This window comes from Streptomyces sp. NPDC046931 (assembly GCF_040644655.1).
Lineage (GTDB): Bacteria > Actinomycetota > Actinomycetes > Streptomycetales > Streptomycetaceae > Streptomyces.
The window spans coordinates 774,623-796,611 of sequence record NZ_JBEYWX010000001.1 but is presented as its reverse complement, the minus strand read 5'-3'; the positions used below and the strand labels follow the sequence as shown (position 1 = coordinate 796,611).

Here is a 21,989-nt window from a genome sequence, read left to right as displayed (position 1 = left end):
TACTGGCGTGATGGTAAGTTCCTCGAACCCCTCCACCGCCCCGACGGCCCGCGGATGGGACGCCGATGCGGCGATGTGTCCCTACCGCCTTGTCCTGGAGCACGTGACCAGCCGCTGGGGCGTCCTCGTCCTGATCGAGCTGCTGGCCGGCTCCCGCCGCTTCAGCGAGCTGCGCCGGGCGATCGGGCAGGTCGCCCGCATCAGCGAGAAGATGCTCACCCAGACCCTCCAGACCCTGGAACGGGACGGCCTTGTGCACCGTGATGCCAAGCCGGTGATCCCGCCGAGGGTCGACTACTCCCTGACCGACCTGGGTCGCGAGGCGGCCGAACAGGTGCGTGCGCTGGCGCTGTGGACGCAGGAGCGCATGCCCGACGTCGAGCGCGCCCGCCGGACATACGACGAGGCCCGGACACACAGCGCCCGGGCCTCGTCGAACCGCACCTGAGCCCGCCGGTGGGTACTCCGGCCTGCTAGCCGACCACCGTCCAGGTGTCGCCGCCGGCGAGGAGTGAGGCGAGGTCGCCCTTGCCGTTCTGTTCGATGGCGGTGTCGAGCTGGTCGGCCATCTGGGTGTCGTAGACGGGCCGGTCAACGGAGCGGAAGACGCCGATGGGGGTGTTGTGCAGGGTGTCGGGGTCGGCGAGCCGGGAGAGCGCGAAGGCGGTGGCGGGGGAGGCGGCGTGGGCGTCGTGGACCAGGACGTCGGCCTCGTTGTGCGGGGTGAGGGTGACGGCCTTCAGATCGCCGGTGTCCGGATCGCGGACCACGCCGCGGGTGCCGTCGTGTCCGAAGCGGATGGGCTGCCCGTGTTCGAGGCGGATCACCGCTTCCTCGGCGCTCTGCTTGTCCTTGAGGGCGTCGAAGGCGCCGTCGTTGAAGATGTTGCAGTTCTGGTAGATCTCCACCAGTGCGGTGCCCGGGTGGGCGGCGGCCTGGCGCAGGATGCCGGTGAGGTGGGCGCGGTCGGAGTCGATGGTGCGGGCCACGAAGGATGCTTCGGCGCCCAAGGCCAGGGAGACGGGGTTGAAGGGGGCGTCCAGGGAGCCCATGGGGGTCGACTTGGTGATCTTGCCGACTTCGGAGGTGGGTGAGTACTGGCCCTTGGTCAAGCCGTAGATGCGGTTGTTGAACAGCAGGATCTTCAGGTTGACGTTGCGGCGCAGGGCGTGGATGAGGTGGTTGCCGCCGATGGACAGTGCGTCGCCGTCGCCGGTGATCACCCATACGCTCAGGTCGCGGCGTGAGGTGGCCAGTCCGGTGGCGATGGCGGGGGCGCGGCCGTGGATGGAGTGCATCCCGTAGGTGTTCATGTAGTACGGGAAGCGGGAGGAGCAGCCGATGCCGGAGACGAAGACGATGTTCTCGCGTGCCAGGCCCAGTTCCGGCATGAATCCCTGCACGGCGGCAAGGATCGCGTAGTCGCCGCAGCCTGGGCACCAGCGTACTTCCTGGTCGGATTTGAAGTCCTTCATGGACTGTCTCGCTGCGGCTTTGGGCACCAGGGACAGTGCCTGCGGGGTGTTCGTGCCGTCGGTGGTCGTCTTAGCCATCGATGGCCTCCTTCAGAGCCGTGGCGAGCTGTTCGGCCTTGAACGGCATGCCGTTGACCTGGTTGTAGGAGCGGGCGTCCACCAGGTATTTCGCCCGGATCAAGGTGGCGAGCTGGCCGAGGTTCATCTCCGGGATCACCACCTTGTCGTAACGCTGGAGGACCTGGGCGAGGTTGGGTGGGAAGGGGTTGAGGTGGCGCAGGTGGGCCTGTGCGATCGACTCGCCGGCGCGGCGCAGCCGGCGCACCGCGGCGGTGATCGGGCCGTAGGTGGAGCCCCAGCCCAGTACCAGGGTCTTTGCGTCGTGTGGGTCGTCGACCTTCAGGTCGGGGACTGCGATGCCGTCGATCTTGGCCTGGCGGGTGCGGACCATGAAGTCGTGGTTGGCCGGGTCGTAGGAGATGTTGCCGGTGCCGTCCTGCTTCTCGATGCCGCCGATACGGTGCTCCAGGCCCGGCGTGCCCGGGATCGCCCACGGCCGGGCCAGGGTCTGCGTATCGCGCTTGTAGGGCCAGAAGACCTCGGTGCCGTCTTCGAGTGTGTGGTTGGGGCCCGAGGCGAACTGCACCCGCAGATCCGGCAGCTCCTCCAGCTCCGGGATCCGCCACGGCTCGGAGCCGTTGGCCAGATAACCGTCGGAGAGCAGTACCACCGGCGTGCGGTACGTCAGCGCGATCCGGGCCGCCTCCAGCGCCGTATCGAAACAGTCCGCCGGGGTCTGGGGGGCAACGACCGCGACCGGCGCCTCGCCGTTGCGGCCGTACATCGCCTGCAACAGATCCGCCTGCTCGGTCTTGGTCGGCAGACCGGTGGAGGGGCCACCGCGCTGGATGTCCACCACCAGCAGCGGCAGCTCCAGCGAGACCGCCAGCCCGATCGTCTCGCTCTTGAGCGCCACACCGGGACCGGAGGTCGTGGTGACCGCGAGCGAACCGCCGAACGCCGCCCCCAGCGCCGCCCCGATCCCCGCGATCTCGTCCTCCGCCTGGAAGGTCCGCACCCCGAAGTTCTTGTGCCGGCTCAGCTCGTGCAGGATGTCCGAAGCCGGAGTGATCGGATACGAACCCAAAAACAGTGGCAGATCCGCCTGCTGCGACGCCGTGATCAGACCATAGGCCAAAGCCAGATTGCCGGAGATGTTCCGATAGGTGCCCACCGGGAAGGCCTTCGCGGCCGGAGCCACCTCATAGGAGACCGCGAAATCCTCCGTCGTCTCCCCGAAGTTCCACCCAGCCCGGAACGCCGCGATATTCGCCGCCGCGATCTGCGGCTTTCGCCCGAACTTCGACCGCAGGAACCTCTCCGTCCCCTCCGTGGGCCGGTGATACATCCACGACAGCAGACCCAGCGCAAACATGTTCTTACTGCGCTCGGCCTCCTTACGGGACAGGTCGAACTCCTTCAGCGCCTCCACCGTCAGCGTCGTCAACGGCACCGGATGGACGCTGTACCCATCCAGCGAGCCATCCTCCAGCGGCGAGAGGGCATAACCCACCTTCTGCATCGCCCGCCTGGTGAACTCATCCGTATTGACGATGATCTCCGCACCCCGCGGCAGATCCCCGACATTCGCCTTCAACGCCGCCGGATTCATCGCCACCAGCACATTCGGCGCATCACCCGGAGTAAGAATGTCATGATCGGCGAAGTGCAGCTGGAAGCTGGAAACACCCGGCAACGTCCCGGCAGGAGCACGGATCTCCGCAGGAAAATTCGGCAACGTCGACAGATCGTTACCGAAGGACGCCGTCTCCGAAGTGAACCGGTCACCGGTCAGCTGCATCCCATCACCCGAGTCACCCGCGAAACGAATGATCACCCGGTCGAGCTTGCGCACATCCTTCGTGCCCGCCGGTTTGCGCTGCTCTCCTACGACGGCTCCGTCGGCCTGCTCCGCTGTCCTGCTGACCTGGCTGGTCACTGAACTGGACCTCCTTCGAGGCGGCTGTCTGGGAGCGGCCGTCCCGTCGGCCTTCCCGCTTTCAACCCTACGTCGGTAAGGGTCGCCTTCCCTGGGTAGTTCGCATGATGGACACCACCGCGAGACAGTCCGACGCCTTGTTTTGCCATGATTTATCCGCCTTCCGGCGCTGCTCTGGAAAACGCTCCCTGCTCATCCTTTGGTGCTGGTGCTTCCGGGGTGCTGCCGCAGCGCCGGGGCGCGTGGACCCCCGCCCGGGGGCCGTCGGGTCCGCACATGGCTTCCCGTCGCCTGACACAGTGTCGGTCGATCAGGAGTTGAGGTAGGTGAGCACGGCCAGAACACGCCGATGATCCGCGTCGCTCTGCGCCAGGCCGAGTTTCAGGAAGATATTGCTGACGTGCTTCTCCACGGCCCCGTCGCTCACGACCAGCTGCCGGGCGATCGCGGAATTCGTCCGCCCCTCGGCCATCAGCCCCAGGACCTCCCGCTCGCGTGGAGTGAGCGCGGCGAGCACGTCCTGCTTGCGGCTGCGCCCAAGCAGCTGTGCGACCACCTCCGGGTCCAGTGCGGTGCCGCCCTGGGCGACCCGGACCACGGCGTCCGCGAACTCGCGCACCTCGGCGACCCGGTCCTTGAGCAGATAGCCCACACCGCGACTGGAATCGGCCAGCAGCTCGGTGGCGTACCGCTCCTCGACGTACTGCGACAGCACCAGCACGCCCAGACCGGGGTGCGCCTTGCGCAGCTGGACCGCGGCTCGGACACCCTCGTCCGTATGCGTCGGCGGCATCCGGACGTCGGCCACGACCACGTCGGGCAGCTCGTCGCGGTCCGCGAGCTCGGTGATGGTCTTGATCAGCGCGCCCCCGTCCCCGACCCCGGCGACGACATCGTGTCCGCGGTCGGTCAGCAGCCGTGTCAGGCCCTCCCTGAGCAGCACTGAATCCTCGGCGATGACCACCCGCACCCTGTCCTCCACGATCCTCGGCCCCCCGTGCCCTTCGTCTTCGGCTGTGCGTCCACGCGTCCGGCGGTGTCCTGGACGTACGACGCCCCCCGCCCCTCCGGCACCTCAGTATCGCGCGGTCCACACTTCCACACCGGGCCTGTGGACAAGTCTCCCCGCGGCCGTGTTGAGGGGCGTTTCCGCGGCGTACAGCGGGTGGGGCGGTAGGGGGAGGCGCGGCTCTCGGCGGCGGCCTGGGGCGGTGGCGCCGTCAGGCGTCGTGTGCCGGGGCAGCCGGGAGGCGGCGGGTGTCCTCGGTCAGCTCTCGGGCGTTCGGGGGTCTGCGCGGGTGCTCGGTCCCGTCAGGATGATCGCCACGGCAGTTCGGCGGTGACTCGGGTCGGGCCCCCGGGCGGCGAATCCACCACCAGGATCCCGTCCACCGCATCGAGCCGCCCCGCCAGCCCGGTAAGCCCCGACCCGCCGGAGGCATCCGCGCCCCCCACCCCGTCGTCCACCACCTGCAGCAGCAACCGGTCCTCCACCCGCCACACGTCCACCGTCGCCCGCGACGCCCGTGCGTGCTTGCTGACGTTTTGCAGCAGCTCCGACACGGTGAAGTAAGCGATCCCCTCGATGGCCGGCGCCGGCCGTGACGGCAGGTCCACCTCCACCTGCACCGGCACGGTGCATCGCGAGGCCACCGCCGACAGCGCCGCGTCCAGTCCCCGGTCCGTCAGCACCGCCGGGTGGATACCGCGCGCCAGGTCCCGCAACTCCTGGAGCGCCGTCTTGACCTCGCCGTGCGCCTCCTCCACCATCTGCGCCGCCGCCCGGGGGTCCTGCGCCAGCTTCTCCTTGGCCAGCCCCAGATCCATGGCCAACGCCACCAGCCGGGCCTGCGCCCCGTCGTGCAGATCCCGCTCGATGCGCCGCAGGTCCGCCGCCGCCGTGTCGACGACCACCCCCCGGTCCGACTCCAGCTCCACCACCCGGGTGGCCAGCCGCGAAGGCCCGAGGAGCCCGTGCACCAGCAGCCGGTCCACGGTCGTCAGCCCCCGGACGATCCACGGCGTGGCCAGCGTGATCAACAGACCCACCAGCGCGGCCACCGTGATCTCGAACGGGTTGTCCAGATAGACGCTGTGCGTCTCGTCGCCGTACAGCTGAAGCCCGCCCTGACCGCCGTACATGGGGAACACCCAGAACCACAGCGGATACATGAGCAGCGCCCACCCGCACGTCCAGAAGGTGACCCCGACGGTGAACGAGAAGACCGCCCACGGGAAATGCACCACCGTGTACAGCATGTGCCGCCACGACACCCCGCTTCTGAGCATCGCCCCGACCCAGGCCATCGGCCCTCGCCGGTTCGCCGTCAGAGGCTCCGGATCGGCAATCTCCAGCCGCAGCAGCCCCCGGGCACGTGCCCGCTCCAGCGCGCCGAAGCCGCGGCAGCCCGCGAGCGCCGCCGCCAGCACCGGTATCCCCAGGAACGTCACCAGCAGACCGGCGCCGAGCGAGAACATCGTGACGCTGTAGGTGAACATCACGATCCCGATCGGCAGGCTCAGCAGCAGATAGCAGAACTCACCCCAGCTGCGCCCCTCGACCGGTGCCCGCAGCACGGCCGGAAGCCGGTGCGGCCGCCTTCCGGCGCCCTGTGCCCGCGGGCCGTCCCACTCTCCGTACTCCTGCCCGTACTGCGTGGCCATCGGTGTCGTCCGTTCTCCTCGTCGTCCACCCTGGCGGTGCCGGCCTGCTCGGCCCTCTCCGGGTTCGTACCTCCACAGTGCTGGTCCCGCGCCCCTCCGACCATGGAGTGCGTCGGCGTCTTGGAACGGGGGTTTTCCCCACCCCGCCCCGCCGGCGCACACGGCTCCCGCGTGACAGGCGGACACGGCCGCCGTGCCGAGAAGGCGAACACGGCCCCGCGAACGCGGAGGCGGCCGCACACTCCCGCGCGCGGCCGCCTCCCGCACCGCTACGCCCCCGGGTCCTTACCGCCCGGCCACCTCTTCCGCCCGGTCCCGCCACGGAAGCTCCGCCGTGACCGTCGTAGGGCCCCCCACCGGAGAGTCCACGACGAACAGGCCGTCGACCGCCCCCAGCCGCTCGGCCAGCCCCGCCATGCCGGTGCCGCCGTCGAGGCGGGCGCCACCGCGACCGTCGTCCCGCACCTGGATGAGCAGCCGCTCCTCCGCCCGCCAGATATCGACGGAAGCCGACTTGGCCCCGCTGTGCTTGCTGATGTTCTGCAGCAGCTCGGAGACCGTGAAGTAGGCGATGCCCTCGATCGCCGCGGCCGGTCTTCTCTCCAGGTCCACGGTCACCTTCACCGGCACCGTGCAGCGCGTGGCGACCGCCGACAGCGCCGCGTCCAGGCCCCGGTCGGTCAGCACCGCCGGATGAATGCCCCGCGCGAGGTCCCGCAGCTCCTGCAGCGCCAGCTTCACCTCGCCGTGTGCCTCCTCGACCATCGCCGCCGCCGTGTCCGGATCCTCCAGCAGCTTCTCCTTGGCCAGTCCGAGCCCCATCGCCAGGTTCACCAGCCGGGCCTGCGCCCCGTCGTGCAGATCACGCTCGATGCGCCGCAGGTCGGCTGCCGCCGTGTCCACGACCACCCCGCGGTCGGACTCCAGCTCGGCGATGCGTCGCTCCAGCTCGTCCGAGGGGGACAGCAGGCCCCGCACCATCGCCCGGTCCACGTTCGCCAGGCCGCGCGCCAGGAACGGCAGCACCGGCCACAGCAGGAACAGCGACACCAGCGTCACGGTGAAGGTCAGGATCCCCCAGGGCAGCCGGATGAAGTCGTACAGGATCGTCCGCCAGCCCACGGGATCCTTCAGCGCCAGCCACAGTCGCCGGGACGGCCCGCCTCTCCTGAGCAGGGGCAGCGGTGTCGGCTCTTCCACCCGCAGCCCGAGCAGCGCCCTGGCCCGCGCTCGCTCCAGCTTGCCGAGCTGCCGCGCGCCCACCAGCCCGACCGCCAGCAGCGGGAAACCGATCACGGTCACCGTCAGCCCCGCACCTGTGGCCAGCACCGTCACCACGTAGGTGAACCCGATCAGTGACATCGGCAGATTCGCGAGCAGATACGCGATTTCCCGCCAGGTGTGCCCGTCCAGGGCGAGACGCGGGGGTGGCGGACGCTCGTCGCCGTCCCGGACGCCGTGGATCGTCATGCGCTCGGTCATATCTGCCGGCCTCGTTCGGTCATGTCGCTCAGCCTGCCGCGCCGCCTGCCGCAACACCATGAGGCGGGCCGCCGCGTTCCAGTGGGGGAAACCCCACCTCCCCGGGTTCCGTAAGGAGCAGAAAGGAGCAGAGCACAGGGTCCCGCCAAAAGCAGCTCCCGAGTCCCCTCGGGGGCGGTTCCCGAGTCCCGTCAGGATGGTTTCCGAGTCCCGTCGGGGACGGTTCCGGGTTCGCGTGGGGCGTGAGTGGAGTCGCGCCAGGGGTACGTGATCGGAGCGCACGGGAAGTACCAGCGCGTCTCGAGGTGTGACGGGCTGCTTACCTTCTCTTTAGCAGGGCCTAGACTCCCGTGCGTACAGATCGTCGAACACAAGGTTCGCAGGGTTCACCAAGGTCACGAGGTCAGGGAGCGAGGGGCTGACGTGCCGGATCCGACCGCCGTCGCTGTCATGGCGGAGACCGGGAGCGCGGGGACCGCCGGAAACGCCGGGAACGTCATCGCGGCGGGCTACTTCCACTCCTACTCCGTCGTCGGGCTGCTCGCCGCCGTCGGCGTGCTCTTCGTCGCCGTCGCCTTCGGCGCGGGCCGCCTGCTGCGCCCTGTCGTGCCCACCCCGGAGAAGCTCCTGACGTACGAGTGCGGCGTCGACCCCGTGGGCGAGGGCTGGGCCCACACACAGGTCCGCTACTACGTCTACGCCTTCCTGTACGTGATCTTCGCGGTCGACTCGATCTTCCTGTTTCCCTGGGCGACGGTCTTCGCCGCCCCCGGCTACGGCGCCGCGACGCTGGTGGAGATGTTCATCTTCCTCGGCTTCCTGGCCGTGGGCCTGCTGTACGCATACAAGAAGGGCGTCCTGACATGGACGTGAACCCCTCGGCTGCCTCGGCCTCCCAGGCTCCGGAGCCCGTGCTCCTGCCCGAGCCCAAGCGGCTCGGCGCGCTCGCACGCCTCGCTCCCGAGCCGATGAAGGTGATCCTGAACTGGGGCCGCCGTTACTCGCTGTGGGTCTTCAACTTCGGACTCGCGTGCTGCGCGATCGAGTTCATCGCCGCGTCGATGGCCCGGCACGACTTCATCCGCCTAGGGGTGATCCCCTTCGCGCCCGGCCCGCGCCAGGCCGACCTGATGGTGGTGTCCGGCACGGTCACGGACAAGATGGCGCCGGCGGTCAAACGCCTGTACGAACAGATGCCCGAGCCCAAGTACGTCATCTCCTTCGGCGCGTGCTCGAACTGCGGCGGGCCCTACTGGGACTCGTACTCGGTCACGAAGGGCGTCGACCAGATCATCCCGGTGGACGTGTACGTCCCCGGCTGCCCGCCGCGCCCCGAGGCGCTGCTCCAGGGCATCCTCAAGCTCCAGGAGAAGATCGCGCGCGAGTCGCTGGGGGAGCGGTACGGCTCCCAGAGGCCGTCCACCGCCGCCCTGCAGAGCGGGCTCGTCCAGCCGCCGTCGGCCACTGCGGCCACTGCGGCCACGGGCCCGGGTTCCGGTGAGGGCCCGGAGGCGGGCCTGGATTCCGGGGTGGCGCGATGACCACGATCGGCTGGCTGCCCGTATCCGTCGAGGACCTCTTCGGCCCGGAGGCCACGGCCGAGGAGTCGTACGAGGTCCTGACGGTCGACGTGCCGCCCACGGGCTGGACCGCGGCGCTGCGGGTCGCGCGCGACGAGCTGGGCTGCACCTATTTCGACTGGCTGAGCGCGGTCGACGAACCGGGCACCGGCCTGCGTGTCTCGGCGCATGTGGTGGCCCTGTCTCCGGTTCGCCGTCTCCTTGTGCGGACCACGGTCCCGCACGAGGCCCCCACCCTGCCCTCTGCCGTGGAGATCTACGCGGGCGCCGCCTGGCACGAACGCGAGACCCACGAGATGTTCGGCATCACCTTCGAGGGCCACCCGGCGCTGGACCACCTGCTCCTGCCCGAGGGCTTCGAGGGCCACCCCCTGCGCAAGGACTTCGTGCTGGCGGCACGGGTCGCCAAGGCCTGGCCCGGCGCCAAGGAGCCGGGGGAGTCCGACCACGGCGGACCCAAGCGCCGTCAGATGCTGCCTCCGGGCGTCCCCGACCCGAACGAGTGGGGCCCTCTCAAGGGGCAGCTGCCCCCGGCTCCCGCACGCCCCGCGCGAGCCGCGGGCCGTGCGGCGGGCGACCGCCCTGTACGCCGCACCCGCACGACAGCCGAGGGCTCGGCGAGCCAGGCCCCGGCAGCAGCCGAACCCGCGGAGACCACGCCCGCACCCCGCCGCGCCCGCAGCGTCTCGGAGGGCTCGGCATCGCAGCGCCGGGCGGAGCCGGCGCAGCCTGCGACTCCGGCAGGTCCGCGCCGCGCCCGGAGCGCCTCGGAGGGCTCCGCTTCGCAGCGCGCCGAAGCTGACACCGGTGCGACGGCTGCCCCAGCCGGTCCCCGCCGTGCGCGGAGTGCTTCGGAGGGCTCGGCCTCGCAGCGCGCGGCCGAGCGCGCCGCCGCCCCGCGCAGCACGGACGCCCCGTGGCACCACGCCCGCCCGGCTTTCGACGAGTCCGAGCCGACTGCGCCCGAGCCTTCCGCGAAGCCGCAGACCGCTTCCGAGCCGTCCACGAAGCCGCAGACCCCGGCCGAGCCTTCCGCGGCCGAGACCGAGGTCGGAACCGTGGTCGAGACCGAGGCCGGAACCGTGGCCCAGACCGAGGCCGGAACCCAGGCCGGAGCCGCGGCCGAGCCTTCCGCGGAAGCCGAGTCCGCGACCGCAGAGGGGAACGTCGCGCCCGCGACGGAGCCCGACGCAACCGGCGGGAGAACCGGCTCCGGCGACACCGGCTCCGCCCAAGACCGCCCCGGCGACAGCGGACCCGGCAAGGCGCGCCCCGGCGACGCCCAGCGTCCCAAGCCGCCCAACCCGGACGAGACCACCTCGGACGAGACCACCCCCGACGACCCCTCCGGAGGCACGCAGTGAACGGCGCTCTAGACGTCGCCCTGCGACTTCTCGTCGTGTTCGTCGTCTTCCTCACCTTCCCCCTGATCGTCGGCCAGACCGAGCACAAGGTCATGGCGCATATGCAGGGCCGCCTCGGTCCGATGTACGCCGGCGGTTTCCACGGCTGGGCCCAGCTCGTCGCCGACGGCGTGAAGTTCGCCCAGAAGGAGGATGTGGTCCCGGCGGGTGCCGACCGCCGTATCTTCCAGCTCGCCCCTGCCGTCGCCCTGCTGCCCTACCTCCTCGTCCTCCTCGCCATCCCGATCGGGCCGAGCGAGGGCGCGGTCGGCCAGGTCATCGACGCGGGCATCTTCTTCGTCCTCGCCGTCATGGGCGTCGGCGTCCTCGGCTCGCTCATGGCCGGCTGGGCCTCCGCGAACAAGTTCTCCCTCCTCGGCGGCCTGCGCACCGCCGCCCAGCTCCTCGCCTACGAACTCCCCATGCTGCTCGCCGCCGCCTCCGTGGCCATGGCGGCGGGCACCGTCTCGCTCCCCGGCATCGTCGACGCCTTCCGGTGGTGGTGGCTGCCCTGGCAGATCGTCGGAGCGCTCGTCTTCTTCGTCGCGGGCCTCGCCGAGCTCCAGCGTCCGCCGTTCGACATGCCCATCGCCGACTCGGAGATCATCTTCGGCGCGTACACCGAGTACACCGGCCTCCGCTTCGCCCTGTTCCTCCTTGCCGAGTACGCCGGAATCGTCGTTCTGTGCGGTCTGACCACCGTCCTGTTCCTGGGCGGCTGGCACGGTCCGTGGGGCGCCGACGGCCTCGGCTGGCTCTGGACTCTCCTGAAGACCGCGATCCTCGCCTTCGTGGTCATCTGGCTCCGCGTCACCTATCCCCGCCTGCGCGAGGACCAGCTCCAGAAGCTTTCCTGGACCCTCCTCGTCCCCCTCTCCCTCGCCCAGATCGCCCTCACCGGCATCGTCAAGGTGGTGATCTCCTAACCATGTCCCGCCCGTCGCCCGACCACCGCTCCTCGACGACGCCCTCCGGGCGGCCCCGCCTGTCGATTCCCGGCTCCGGGCTCGCCAAGGGTCTGGCCGTCACCCTGCGCACGATGACGAGGAAGTCCGTCACCGAGCAGTACCCGGACGCCCAGCCCGCCCTCCCGCCGCGCAGCCGCGGCGTCATCGGCCTGTTCGAGGAGAACTGCACCGTCTGCATGCTGTGCGCCCGCGAGTGCCCGGACTGGTGCATCTACATCGACTCCCACAAGGAGACGGTCCCGCCCGCCGCCCCCGGCGGCCGCGAGCGCAGCCGTAACGTCCTCGACCGCTTCGCCATCGACTTCTCCCTCTGCATGTACTGCGGTATCTGCATCGAGGTCTGCCCCTTCGACGCGCTGTTCTGGTCCCCGGAGTTCGAGTACGCCGAGACCGACATCCGCGACCTCACCCACGAGCGCGACAAGCTCCGCGAGTGGATGTGGACCGTGCCGGCCCCGCCCGCCCTCGACCCCAGTGCCGAGGAGCCCAAGGAAATCGCCGCCGCCCGCAAGACCGCCGAGAAGCTGGCCGCGGCCCAGGCCGAGCCGACCGAGCCGACCGAGTCGACCGAGCCCGCCGATCCGCAGGAAGGAGCGTCGTGAGCCTCGCCTTCGCGACGGCGACCACGGCCGCCGCCTCCACGCACGGCTTCCTCTCCCCGACCGGCGTGGAAGTCGCCTTCCTCCTCGTCGGGCTGGCCACCTTCGGCGCCGCGCTCGTCACCGTCACCACCCGGCAGCTGGTCCACGCCGCCCTGTGGCTGGTGGCGACCCTCGGTGGGCTCGCCGTCGAGTACCTCCTGCTCACCGCCGAGTTCATCGCCTGGATGCAGGTCCTCATCTACGTCGGTTCCGTCGTCGTCCTCCTCCTGTTCGGTCTGATGCTCACCAAGGCACCCATCGGCCGCTCCCCGGACGCCGACTCCGGCAACCGCCTGGCCGCCCTCACCGTGGCCGTCGCCGCCGCGGCCGCGCTGGTGTGGGTGGTCGTCGACGCCTTCCGCACGACGTGGATCGACCTCGACGGCGCCGCCTCCGGCTCCACCAAGGTCACTGGCGCGAGCCTCTTCCAGAACTGGGTCCTCCCCTTCGAGGCCCTCTCCGTTCTCCTCCTCGCCGCCCTGGTCGGCGCGATCGTCCTGTCCCGCAAGGCCAAGGCGAACGCGGCGAACACCGCGACCACTCCGGCCGTCCCGGGCAGCAGGAGCGAGAAGGAAGGCGTCCGCTGATGCACCTCGCCTATCCCGCCGTACTCTCCGCCCTCCTCTTCTGCACCGGCCTGTACGGCGTTCTCGCCCGCCGCAACGCGATCCTCGTCCTGATGTCGGTCGAGCTGATGCTCAACGCCGTCAACCTCAACCTCGTCGCCTTCGACGTCTGGCTGAGCAGGACCGCCCGCGAGACGCTGCACTCCGGCCAGGCCCTGACCCTGTTCACCATCGCCATCGCCGCCGCGGAGATCGGTATCGGCCTGGCGATCGTCCTCGCCGTCTACCGCAACCGCGGCACCTCGGACATCGACCGGCTCCGCGACACCGCCGAGGGCCACGACGGCGACACCCCTGCGGCCGAGAAGGCTGAGGCCACCGCGTGACCACAACAACCCTCGCCGTTCTCGTCCCCCTTCTTCCGTTCCTCGGTGCCGCAGCCGTCCTGCTGCTCGGCCGCACAGCCCCCGGGTTCGCGCGCCCGCTCGCCGTACTGCCGACGCTCGCCTCTCTGGTACTGGCGGTGCTGGTCGCCGCACGCCAGGGCGGCGGCCGGGCCCTCGACTCCGCGACCGAGCTGACCCCCACCGGCTCCGTCCCCATCGAACTCGCCGTGCACATCGACGGCTTCGCCGCCCTCGTCGCCGTCCTGGTCGGCGTCGTCGCCACCTGTGTGCAGATCTACTCGACGGGCTATCTGCGCGAGGACCCGCGCTACCCCTCATACGCCGCTCTCGTCTCCCTGTTCACCTCCGCGATGCTTCTGGTCGTCTACTCGGGCGACCTGATCGTGCTGCTGGTCGGCTGGGAGGTCATGGGCATCTGCTCCTACTTCCTGGTCGGCCACTACTGGGAAACCCCGGAAGCCCGCGCCGCGTCCATCAAGGCCTTCCTGGTCACCAAGCTCGGCGACATCCCCTTCCTCATCGGGCTGTTCGCGCTCGGCACCGACGCCGGGTCCTTCCGCATCACCAAGGTCCTCGGCGCCGTCGCCGGCGGCGGACTGCACCACCCCACCCTGGTCGCTCTGCTGCTCCTGGCCGGCGTGGCGGGCAAGTCGGCGCAGTTCCCGCTCCACACCTGGCTCCCCGACGCGATGGCGGGCCCCACCCCCGTCTCCGCACTGATCCACGCGGCGACCATGGTCGCCGCCGGTGTCTACTTCATCGGCCGCATCCTCCCGGTCTTCGAGGCCTCCTCGGCCGCGATGGTGGTCCTCGCAGTGATGGCCGCCGTGACGATGGCCGGATCGGCGCTCGCCGCGCTCGCCCAGGACGACGTCAAACGCGTCCTCGCCTATTCGACGGTCGGCCAGCTCGGCTACATGACCGGCGCCCTCGCCGTCGGCGACCGCGGTGCCGCCGTCTTCCACCTCCTGTCGCACGGCGCCTTCAAGGCACTGCTCTTCCTCGCCGCCGGCGTGATCATCCACGCCGCCGGCACCAACTCGCTGGCCGCCATGTCTCGGATGAAGGACCTGCGGGCCCGCGTGCCCGACGCCTACTGGACGATGACCGTGGCGCTGCTGTCACTCGCCGCGATCCCGCCCTTCGCGGGCTTCTTCTCCAAGGAGTCCGTCCTCGGGGCCGCCGAGCACGTCGCAACCGGTCACACCGGGCACGCACCCGACGCCGCGGGATGGATCGTCCTCGTCACCGGTATGGTCACCGCCCTGCTCACCGCCGCCTACGCAACCCGCCTGTGGCTGCTCGCCTTCCGCGGCCACGGCACCGAGGCACCCGACCACGGCAAGCAACCCCTCGCGATGAATGCCGTGCTGTGGGTGCTCGCCGTTCCGTCGCTCGTGTTCGGCCTCGCCTACGGCGTCCTGCCCGACTGGTTCGACGGCCGCTCCCTCACTCCGGCGCTCGCCACCTCGGTCCTCGGCACAGGCCTGGCCCTGGTCGGCGGCCTCGTGACCTACGGGGCCTGGCGGCACACCACCGCCCTCGCGGCCCGTGTCCCGCTGGGTGCGGTCGCGGCCCACCCCGAGGGGGACGCCGGTCTGGTCGAGGCCGAGGCCATCGCCAGCCACGCGCCCGCGTACGGCGATGTGGCCTCCGCACCCGACCCCGCGGACCCGGGCCGTCTGCTGCTCGGCCCGCTGCACCGCCACGCGGCCGTCGGCTTCCACCTCGACGCCGTGTACGACGCGCTCTTCGTCCGGCCGGTCAGGGCCGGGGCCGGCCTCGTCAGGTTCCTGGACAGCGAGGTCGTCGAAACCTACGTCCGGGGCGCGGGAGCCCTGCCCCGCCTGCTCGGCGCCGCCGTACGGCGAGCCCAGACCGGCAATGTGCAGACCTATGTGAGCGCGCTGCTCGCCGGCACCGTCGTCCTGGCGGTGGCCGCCCTCCTCGTCGCCACGGGAGTGTGAGCAGACGTGATCGATATCAGCGAGTCCGTGATGCAGTTCCTTCTGGCATTCATCGTCGTCGTGCCGCTCATCGGCGCGCTCGCCGCTCTCCTGCCGGCCCCGCCCGGGCTGAAGGGAAAGTCGCCCGAGCAGGCCGTGCTGCGGCACGGTGTCACCGTCACCGGCGCCGTCCTCGTCGCCGCTGTCGTCCTCACGCTCGGCTTCGACCACGGCCACCCGTCGAAGATGCAGGCCACGACCGACATCAGCTGGATCCCCGCACTCGACGTACGGATCCACCTCGGCATCGACGGCATCTCCCTCCCCCTTCTGGTCCTGACCGCGCTGCTGACCTTCCTCTGCGCGCTCTACTCGTACTTCAAGCTGCCCGCGGGCCCGTCCCCGAAGGCCTTCGTCGCCCTGCTGCTCGTCCTCGAGTCCGGCACCCTCGCCGCCTTCGCCGTCCTCGATCTGCTGCTGTTCTTCCTCGCCTTCGAGATGGTCCTCATCCCGATGTACTTCCTCATCGCCCGCTGGGGCGGCGAGGGGCGGACCAGGGCCGCGTGGCGATTCATCCTCTTCACGCTGCTCGGCTCCGTCGTCATGCTGCTCGGCCTGCTCCTGATCGGACTCAAGGCGGGCACGTTCGACATGGTGGCACTCGCCACTGACAACGGCCGGTCGCTCACCACATCCGTGCAGGTCATCGCCGTTCTGGCAATCGGGATCGGGCTCGCGGTCAAGACGCCGATGTGGCCGCTGCACAGCTGGCTGCCCGATGCCCACACCGCGGCACCCACCGTCGGCTCGGTCCTGCTGGCCGGCGTTCTACTGAAGATGGGTACGTACGGATTCGTCCGTATCCTCCTGCCGGTCGCGCCGGAGGGATTCCACACCTTCGCGCCCTACCTCGCCGCCTTCGCCGTCGTCGGGATCATCTACGGATCCCTGGCCTGCCTCGCCCTCGCCAAGCGGGGCGCGAAAGGCGACCTCAAGCGGCTCATCGCCTACTCCTCCGTCGGTCACATGGGCTTCGTGCTGCTCGGCATCGCGACCACCACCCCGACCGGAGTGAACGGCGCGCTGTTCGCCAACATCGCCCACGGCCTCATCACCGGTCTGCTCTTCTTCCTGGTCGGGGCGCTGAAAGACCGCACAGGCACCACCGACCTCGACACCTTGTCCGAGGAGACCGGCGCCGCCCTCTACGGCAAGGCACCCCGCCTCGGCGGCCTGCTCGCCTTCGCCGCCGTCGCCTCGCTCGGCCTCCCGGGCCTGGCCGGATTCTGGGGGGAAATGCTCGCCATGTTCGGCGCCTTCAAACCCGCCGCCGACCTCAGCCGCCCGGCCTTCCTCACCTTCATGGCGATCGCCGCGTTCGGCACGCTCCTCACCGCCGCGTACATGCTCGTCGTGGTCCGACGGGTGTGCATGGGGGCCGTACCGCAGGAGGCGCCGAGCCTCGCCGACGTGCATGCCTACGAATTCGCGGCCTGGACGCCACTCGTCGTCCTCACCGTCGTGGCAGGCCTGTGGCCCAGGGCCCTCCTCGGCCTGACCGACCCGGCCGTGCAGCAGCTCCTCGCAGGAGGCACCCGATGAGCTCCCTCGTCCAGTCCGTCGACTGGTTGGCAATCGCGCCGCCCACCATCACGGCCGTCGTCGGACTCGTCGTCCTCGTCGCCGACCTCTTCGTCGAAGAGCGGAGAAGGCCCCTCCTCGGCTGGGTCTCCGTCGCGGGGCTCGCCGCCGCGACGCTCATGCTGCTGCCCCTCCTGGACGGCGACCGCGCCACCTTCTGCCTGACGGGCGATCCGCGTCTGTGCAGCTACACGGTGGACCGTTTCACCCTTGTCATCCAGCTCCTCGTCCTGCTCGGCGCCCTCCTCGCGGCCTTCTTGTCCGTCACCGCCCTGAAGGACGCCCGCAAGGAGGTCCCCGAAGGGGAGTTCTGGTTCCTGCTGCTCTCCTCCGCGGCCGGAGCCGCCCTGCTGCCCGCCTCCCGCGACCTGGCGACCCTCGTCGTCGCCCTGGAGGTCGCGTCCCTGCCGGCGTTCGCCCTCGTCGGCATCCGGCACGGCGACAGGAAGTCCTCCGAAGCGGCCCTGAAGTTCTTCCTGTCGTCGGTCACCGCGACCGCGGTGTCCCTCATGGGCATCAGCTTCGTGTACGCGTCCACGGGCAGTCTGTACCTCGTCCGGATCGCCGACCGGATCCAGCACGTGGACGGTCAGCTGCACACGCTCGCCCAGGCGGGTGTCGTTCTCACCCTCGTCGGCTTCGCCTTCAAGACGGCCGCCGTCCCGTTCCACTTCTGGGTGCCCGACACCTATGTGGGTGCGCCCCTGCCGGTCGCCGCCTACCTGTCCGTCGTCGGCAAGGCGGTCGGCTTCTCCGGCCTGATCCTCGTCACCGTGGTAGCCCTCCCCTCGTACTCCGACGTGTGGGGCCCGGCCCTGGCCGCGCTGGCGGCCCTCACCATGACCGTCGGCAACGTCGGCGCCCTGCGGCAGCAGGCCACGCGCGCGTACAGCGCCGTACGCCTGCTCGCCTGGTCCTCCGTCGGCCAGGCCGGATACCTCCTGGTGCCGATCGCCGCGGCCGCCTACTCCAGGGACGCCCAGAAGTCGATCGGCTCCACCGTGGCATACGCCCTCATGTACGGAGCGGTGAACATGGGCGCCTTCGCCGTGGCGGCGCTCGTGGGCCGGGTGAGGGCCCTGAACCGGATCACCGACTACCGGGGCCTGTACGCGTCCCACCCCCTCGCCGCCGTGCTGCTGGCGTTCTTCCTGCTCTGCCTGGCAGGCCTGCCGCCCGGCATCATCGGCCTCTTCGCGAAGGTCACCGTGTTCTCCGCGGCCGTCGACGCCGGACTCGGCTGGCTCGCCGTGGTCATGGCCGTCAACGTGGTGATCGCGCTCTTCTACTACCTCCAGTGGACGGCCCTGCTCTTCCGGGCCCCCGACGGAGAGCCCGAGAAACACCGCGTGCCGGCCCCGCTCACGGCCGCCATCGCCCTCACCGCCGTCCTGGGCATCGCCCTGTCCGGAGCACCGCAGCTGGTGCTCCGCTTCTCCGCCACCGGCCTGTTCTGACCGACGCCCTCACCGAGCGGGCACCCAGACTCGGCACGCGCGCGTGGGGCCTCCTCACGCGCGCGTGAGGAGGCCGTCGCCTCACCCGGACGGCCTATGCGCCCCGGTGCCCGCACCAGGGAACTCGTGCTCCCCGCCTGGCGTTGACCAGTGCGGGAGGGTCCACTGAGAAGTGGAGTCAGCAGTATCAGCAGACAAAGGGTTCCCCTGCCGCACCATTTGGAGGGCGTACCGTGCACCGCCGGCACAACGGGCTCAGGACCGCAGTACTCCTCGGGGGACTGTCCGCACTCATCATCGTCATCGGCAGCTTCTTCGGGCGCATGGGCCTGATCGTCGCCGTCGTCATCGCACTCGGCACGAACGCGTATGCGTACTGGAACAGCGACAAACTGGCTCTACGCGCGATGCGCGCGCGACCGGTGAGCGAGTTCGAGGCGCCTGCGCTGTACCGCATGGTCCGCGACCTCTCCAACCAGGCCCGCCAGCCCATGCCCCGCCTCTACATCTCGCCGACGGAGGCGCCGAACGCGTTCGCGACGGGCCGCAACCCGCGCAACGCGGCAGTGTGCTGCACCGAAGGCATCCTGCGCCTCCTGGACGAGCGCGAACTGCGCGGCGTCATCGGGCACGAGCTGAGCCACGTCTACAACCGCGACATCCTGATCTCGTCGGTCGCCGCGGCCCTCGCCTCGGTGATCATGTTCCTGGTGAACTTCGCCTGGCTGATCCCCGTGGGCCGCTCGGACGACGACGAGGGCCCCGGCATCCTCGGCATGCTGCTGATCCTGATTCTGGGCCCGCTCGCCGCGAGCGTCATCCAGCTCGCCATCAGCCGCTCCAGGGAGTACGAGGCGGACGCCTCCGGCGCCCAGCTGACCGGCGACCCCCTCGCGCTGGCGAGCGCCCTGCGCAAGCTCGAGATGGGTACCAGGCAGCTCCCGCTGCCGCCCGAGCCGCGTATCGAGACCGCGAGCCACATGATGATCGCGAACCCCTTCCGCCCGGGCCAGGGACTCGCCAAGATGTTCTCCACGCACCCGCCGATGGCGGAACGCATCGCCCGGCTCGAGCAGATGGCAGGTCGCCACCGGTGAAGACGATCCTGAACGTCATTTGGCTCGTGCTGAGCGGCTTCTGGCTGTTCCTGGGCTACCTGCTCGCGGGTGTGCTGCTGTGCGTCACGATCATCGGGATACCGTTCGGCATCGCTGCGTTTCGTATCGGTGTCTATGCGTTGTGGCCCTTCGGCTACACAACGGTCGAGCGTGGTGACGCGGGCGCTCCTTCCTGTATCGGCAACGTCCTGTGGCTGGTCCTGGCGGGCTGGTGGCTGGCCCTCGCCCACATCGTCACGGGCATCGCCCTGTGCGTCACGATCATCGGCATTCCGTTCGGCATCGCCAACTTCAAGCTCATCCCGGTCTCCCTGCTGCCTCTGGGGCGGGAGATCGTCCGCACGGACGAGCCCTTCACGGCGCGCTGAGGGTCCGGGCGGCGGATGCCGCCGGAGCCACACGCTGCCCACGTCGGACGGCCGCCGGGCCGCCGGCGGCCCGGTGCCCCACAGTGACGGGGGCGGTTGTCCACAGGCCGCCCGATTGTCGGTGGCGCCCTGCATCATGAACCCATGACCGAGATGGAGCAGTTGCTGGAGAGGGTGGCGGAGCGGGCCCGCAACACCCGCCCGTGGGGCTGGCCTTCGCTGCCCGAGCCCGTGGAGAAGGACGCCATCGCCCGCGCCGAGAAGGCCCTGGGCTTTTCCCTGCCACCGCTGCTCGCCGAGTTGTACCGGGTAGGGGATGGCGGATTCGGCCCCGGTTACGGCCTGTTGCCCCTGCTCGACAGCCCTCCGTCCGGCGAGCCGGCCGCCGTCCCGCAGTACCTCGCCAACCGCCAGAGCGGCCGCAAGGACCCTGAGTGGGCCTGGCCCGAGGGCGTACTGCCGATATCCCACTGGGGCTGCGGAATGTACGCGTGCGTGGACTGCCGCACGCCGCGGGGCATGGTTCTGCTCTACGAGCCGAACGCCGACGACGCCGACCACGCCTGGTATGTGGACACCCCCGACCTCGCGGAGTGGCTCCGGACCTGGCTCGACGGCACGGGCTGGTACGAGGAGTCCAACGACGGAGCGGACCTGGCCCCGTGGCCGGACTTCCCCATACGCACGGCCGTCGCACGGGCGGCATAGCCGGGCGCGCTCCCACCGCCACCAGTGGAGGCCCCCCACTGCCACCGCCGGAGGCTCCCACACCACCGTCGCCGGAGACTGCCGAACCACCACCCTCGGAGACTCCCGACAACCTCGGGCGTGCCCTCCGACGCGCCGATGGCTACCGTGCGGCACCCCGCCGCCGCACGCCGTACGCCGCCACGCCCAGAAGCAGCACCCCCGCGCCCACACCCACCGACACGGCGGGCAGCGCGAACGCCAGGGTGACGCAGCCGACGAGTCCGACCGCCGGTACGACACGCGAAGCCGGCGACGGACTCAGTGTCCAGGCGGATGCGTTGGCGATCGCGTAGTACGCCAGCACCCCGAAGGAGGAGAAGCCGATCGCGCCCCGGACATCCACCGTCGCGGCGAGCGCGGCCACCACCACGCCCACGGTCAGCTCGGCCCGGTGCGGCACCTGGAACCGCGGGTGCAGGGCCGCCAGGCCGCCCGGCAGATGCCGGTCCCGGGCCATGGCCAGCGTCGTCCGCGAGACACCCAGGATGAGCGCCAGCAGCGAGCCCAGCGCGGCCACTGCGGCGCCCACCCGCACCACCGGTACGAGACCGGGCACGCCTGCCACCCGCACCGCGTCCGCCAGCGGTGCCGCCGCACGCCCGAGCTCATCCGGACCCAGCACGGAAAGGACGGCGACAGCCACCGCCGTGTACACCACCAGCGCGATACCCAGTGCCAGCGGGATCGCGCGCGGGATGGTGCGCTCCGGATCCCGGACCTCCTCGCCGAGGGTCGCGATCCGCGCGTATCCCGCGAACGCGAAGAAGAGCAGCCCGGCCGCCTGCAACACCCCGGCGCCGCCCGGGCGGCCCACGTCGAGCCGCGACGCGTCGGCCGCCCCGGACCCGAGACACACGACGACCACGGAAGCGAGGACAGCCAGGACCAGCGCCACGATCAGCCGTGTCAGCAGGGCCGACTTCTGCATGCCGCCGCAGTTCACGGCGGTGAGCGCCACCACGGCCGCCACCGCCACGGCGTGCGCCTGGCCCGGCCAGACGTATGCGCCCACGGTGAGCGCCATGGCCGCACAGGAGGCGGTCTTCCCGACGACGAACGACCAGCCCGCCAGATACCCCCAGAAGGCGCCGAGCCGTTCCCGCCCGTACACATATGTGCCGCCCGAGGCGGGATACAGGGCGGCCAGCCGTGCCGAGGACGTCGCGTTGCAGTAGGCGACCACGGCCGCGACCGCCAGCCCGAGCAGCAGCCCGGACCCGGCCGCGCGCGCCGCCGGGGCGAGGGCGGCGAAGATCCCGGCCCCGACCATCGATCCGAGTCCGATGACGACGGCGTCACCAAGCCCGAGGGTCCGGCGCAACCCAACGCCTCCGGGCGATCGCGCTCCCGACTGTGTCATGGACCGCACCCTACTGACCCGCAACCGCCGACAGCCCGGGGGCGTCCTCCCCGATGACGCTCACGACCGCAGGAATCGGCGAGACCAGCAGCATCAGGCGGCGTCAACGCATGCAAACAGCCTGGCCGGAGCATGAGCGCAGCACAGGCACAGCGTGGAGAGGC

At 70.6% G+C, this 21,989-nt stretch carries 20 protein-coding genes; 14 read left to right on the top strand and 6 right to left on the bottom strand.

All coding sequences use genetic code 11. The annotated features are described in order from the left end of the window. Positions 1–73: 73 nt before the first annotated feature. Entirely contained in the window at positions 74–448 is a 375-nt protein-coding gene (locus ABZ876_RS03675; protein ID WP_361773942.1) for a helix-turn-helix domain-containing protein, read from the top strand. Between the two features lie 25 nt (positions 449–473). Here the strand turns inward: ABZ876_RS03675 and ABZ876_RS03670 are convergent, their stop codons facing one another. From ABZ876_RS03670 to ABZ876_RS03650, 5 genes are all read right to left on the bottom strand, one after another. Beyond that, entirely contained in the window at positions 474–1,553 is a 1,080-nt protein-coding gene (locus ABZ876_RS03670; RefSeq protein ID WP_361773625.1) for a 2-oxoacid:ferredoxin oxidoreductase subunit beta, read from the bottom strand. Then, positions 1,546–3,474 carry a 2-oxoacid:acceptor oxidoreductase subunit alpha gene (locus ABZ876_RS03665; protein ID WP_361773622.1) on the bottom strand — a complete coding sequence of 643 codons (1,929 nt, stop codon included), beginning with the start codon at positions 3,472–3,474 and terminating at the stop codon, positions 1,546–1,548. The genes ABZ876_RS03670 and ABZ876_RS03665 overlap by 8 nt, the downstream gene beginning before the upstream one ends. 310 nt (positions 3,475–3,784) lie before the next feature. Beyond that, entirely contained in the window at positions 3,785–4,444 is a 660-nt protein-coding gene (locus ABZ876_RS03660; RefSeq protein WP_361773939.1) for a response regulator transcription factor, read from the bottom strand. A 341-nt stretch (positions 4,445–4,785) separates the two neighbouring features. Beyond that, a complete protein-coding gene (locus ABZ876_RS03655) occupies positions 4,786–6,138 on the bottom strand; it encodes a sensor domain-containing protein (RefSeq protein WP_361773619.1) in 1,353 nt (450 codons plus the stop codon). Between the two features lie 285 nt (positions 6,139–6,423). Continuing rightward, entirely contained in the window at positions 6,424–7,620 is a 1,197-nt protein-coding gene (locus tag ABZ876_RS03650) for a sensor domain-containing protein (RefSeq protein ID WP_361773616.1), read from the bottom strand. A gap of 450 nt (positions 7,621–8,070) precedes the next feature. Between ABZ876_RS03650 and ABZ876_RS03645 the strand changes: the two genes are divergently transcribed. The 13 genes from ABZ876_RS03645 (at position 8,071) to ABZ876_RS03585 (ending at position 20,423) form a co-directional block, all read left to right on the top strand. Continuing rightward, positions 8,071–8,493, top strand: a complete 423-nt coding sequence (locus ABZ876_RS03645) for an NADH-quinone oxidoreductase subunit A (protein ID WP_361773936.1) — start codon at positions 8,071–8,073, stop codon at positions 8,491–8,493. Next, positions 8,484–9,161 (top strand): NADH-quinone oxidoreductase subunit B family protein, encoded by a 678-nt coding sequence (locus tag ABZ876_RS03640; RefSeq protein WP_361773613.1) that lies wholly within the window; start codon positions 8,484–8,486, stop codon positions 9,159–9,161. The genes ABZ876_RS03645 and ABZ876_RS03640 overlap by 10 nt, the downstream gene beginning before the upstream one ends. Further along, positions 9,158–10,564, top strand: coding sequence for an NADH-quinone oxidoreductase subunit C (locus tag ABZ876_RS03635; RefSeq protein ID WP_361773610.1), 1,407 nt, complete (start codon positions 9,158–9,160; stop codon positions 10,562–10,564). Before ABZ876_RS03640 ends, ABZ876_RS03635 begins: the two co-directional genes overlap by 4 nt. Beyond that, the gene (locus tag ABZ876_RS03630; RefSeq protein WP_361773607.1) at positions 10,561–11,529 is read left to right on the top strand and encodes a complex I subunit 1 family protein; all 969 of its coding nucleotides are present in this window, start codon (positions 10,561–10,563) and stop codon (positions 11,527–11,529) included. Before ABZ876_RS03635 ends, ABZ876_RS03630 begins: the two co-directional genes overlap by 4 nt. A 113-nt stretch (positions 11,530–11,642) precedes the next feature. Beyond that, positions 11,643–12,173, top strand: a complete 531-nt coding sequence (locus ABZ876_RS03625) for a 4Fe-4S binding protein (protein ID WP_361773933.1) — start codon at positions 11,643–11,645, stop codon at positions 12,171–12,173. After that, positions 12,170–12,799, top strand: a complete 630-nt coding sequence (locus ABZ876_RS03620; protein ID WP_361773604.1) for an NADH-quinone oxidoreductase subunit J — start codon at positions 12,170–12,172, stop codon at positions 12,797–12,799. Before ABZ876_RS03625 ends, ABZ876_RS03620 begins: the two co-directional genes overlap by 4 nt. Continuing rightward, a complete protein-coding gene (gene nuoK / locus ABZ876_RS03615) occupies positions 12,799–13,164 on the top strand; it encodes an NADH-quinone oxidoreductase subunit NuoK (protein ID WP_361773601.1) in 366 nt (121 codons plus the stop codon). Before ABZ876_RS03620 ends, nuoK begins: the two co-directional genes overlap by 1 nt. Further along, positions 13,161–15,152 (top strand): NADH-quinone oxidoreductase subunit L, encoded by a 1,992-nt coding sequence (locus ABZ876_RS03610; RefSeq protein WP_361773598.1) that lies wholly within the window; start codon positions 13,161–13,163, stop codon positions 15,150–15,152. Before nuoK ends, ABZ876_RS03610 begins: the two co-directional genes overlap by 4 nt. 6 nt (positions 15,153–15,158) lie before the next feature. Then, complete coding sequence (locus tag ABZ876_RS03605; protein WP_361773595.1) at positions 15,159–16,733, top strand: NADH-quinone oxidoreductase subunit M; 1,575 nt, start codon at positions 15,159–15,161, stop codon at positions 16,731–16,733. Continuing rightward, on the top strand, positions 16,730–18,229 hold the full coding sequence (locus ABZ876_RS03600; protein ID WP_361773592.1) for an NADH-quinone oxidoreductase subunit N: 1,500 nt from the start codon (positions 16,730–16,732) through the stop codon (positions 18,227–18,229). Before ABZ876_RS03605 ends, ABZ876_RS03600 begins: the two co-directional genes overlap by 4 nt. A gap of 233 nt (positions 18,230–18,462) precedes the next feature. Beyond that, positions 18,463–19,326, top strand: coding sequence for a zinc metalloprotease HtpX (htpX, locus tag ABZ876_RS03595; RefSeq protein ID WP_361773589.1), 864 nt, complete (start codon positions 18,463–18,465; stop codon positions 19,324–19,326). Beyond that, the gene (locus ABZ876_RS03590) at positions 19,323–19,715 is read left to right on the top strand and encodes a YccF domain-containing protein (protein ID WP_361773586.1); all 393 of its coding nucleotides are present in this window, start codon (positions 19,323–19,325) and stop codon (positions 19,713–19,715) included. Before htpX ends, ABZ876_RS03590 begins: the two co-directional genes overlap by 4 nt. A 144-nt stretch (positions 19,716–19,859) precedes the next feature. Continuing rightward, positions 19,860–20,423 (top strand): SMI1/KNR4 family protein, encoded by a 564-nt coding sequence (locus ABZ876_RS03585; protein WP_361773583.1) that lies wholly within the window; start codon positions 19,860–19,862, stop codon positions 20,421–20,423. A 142-nt stretch (positions 20,424–20,565) separates the two neighbouring features. Here ABZ876_RS03585 and ABZ876_RS03580 read toward each other — a convergent pair whose 3' ends face one another. Beyond that, complete coding sequence (locus tag ABZ876_RS03580; protein ID WP_361773580.1) at positions 20,566–21,825, bottom strand: APC family permease; 1,260 nt, start codon at positions 21,823–21,825, stop codon at positions 20,566–20,568. Positions 21,826–21,989 lie beyond the last annotated feature (164 nt).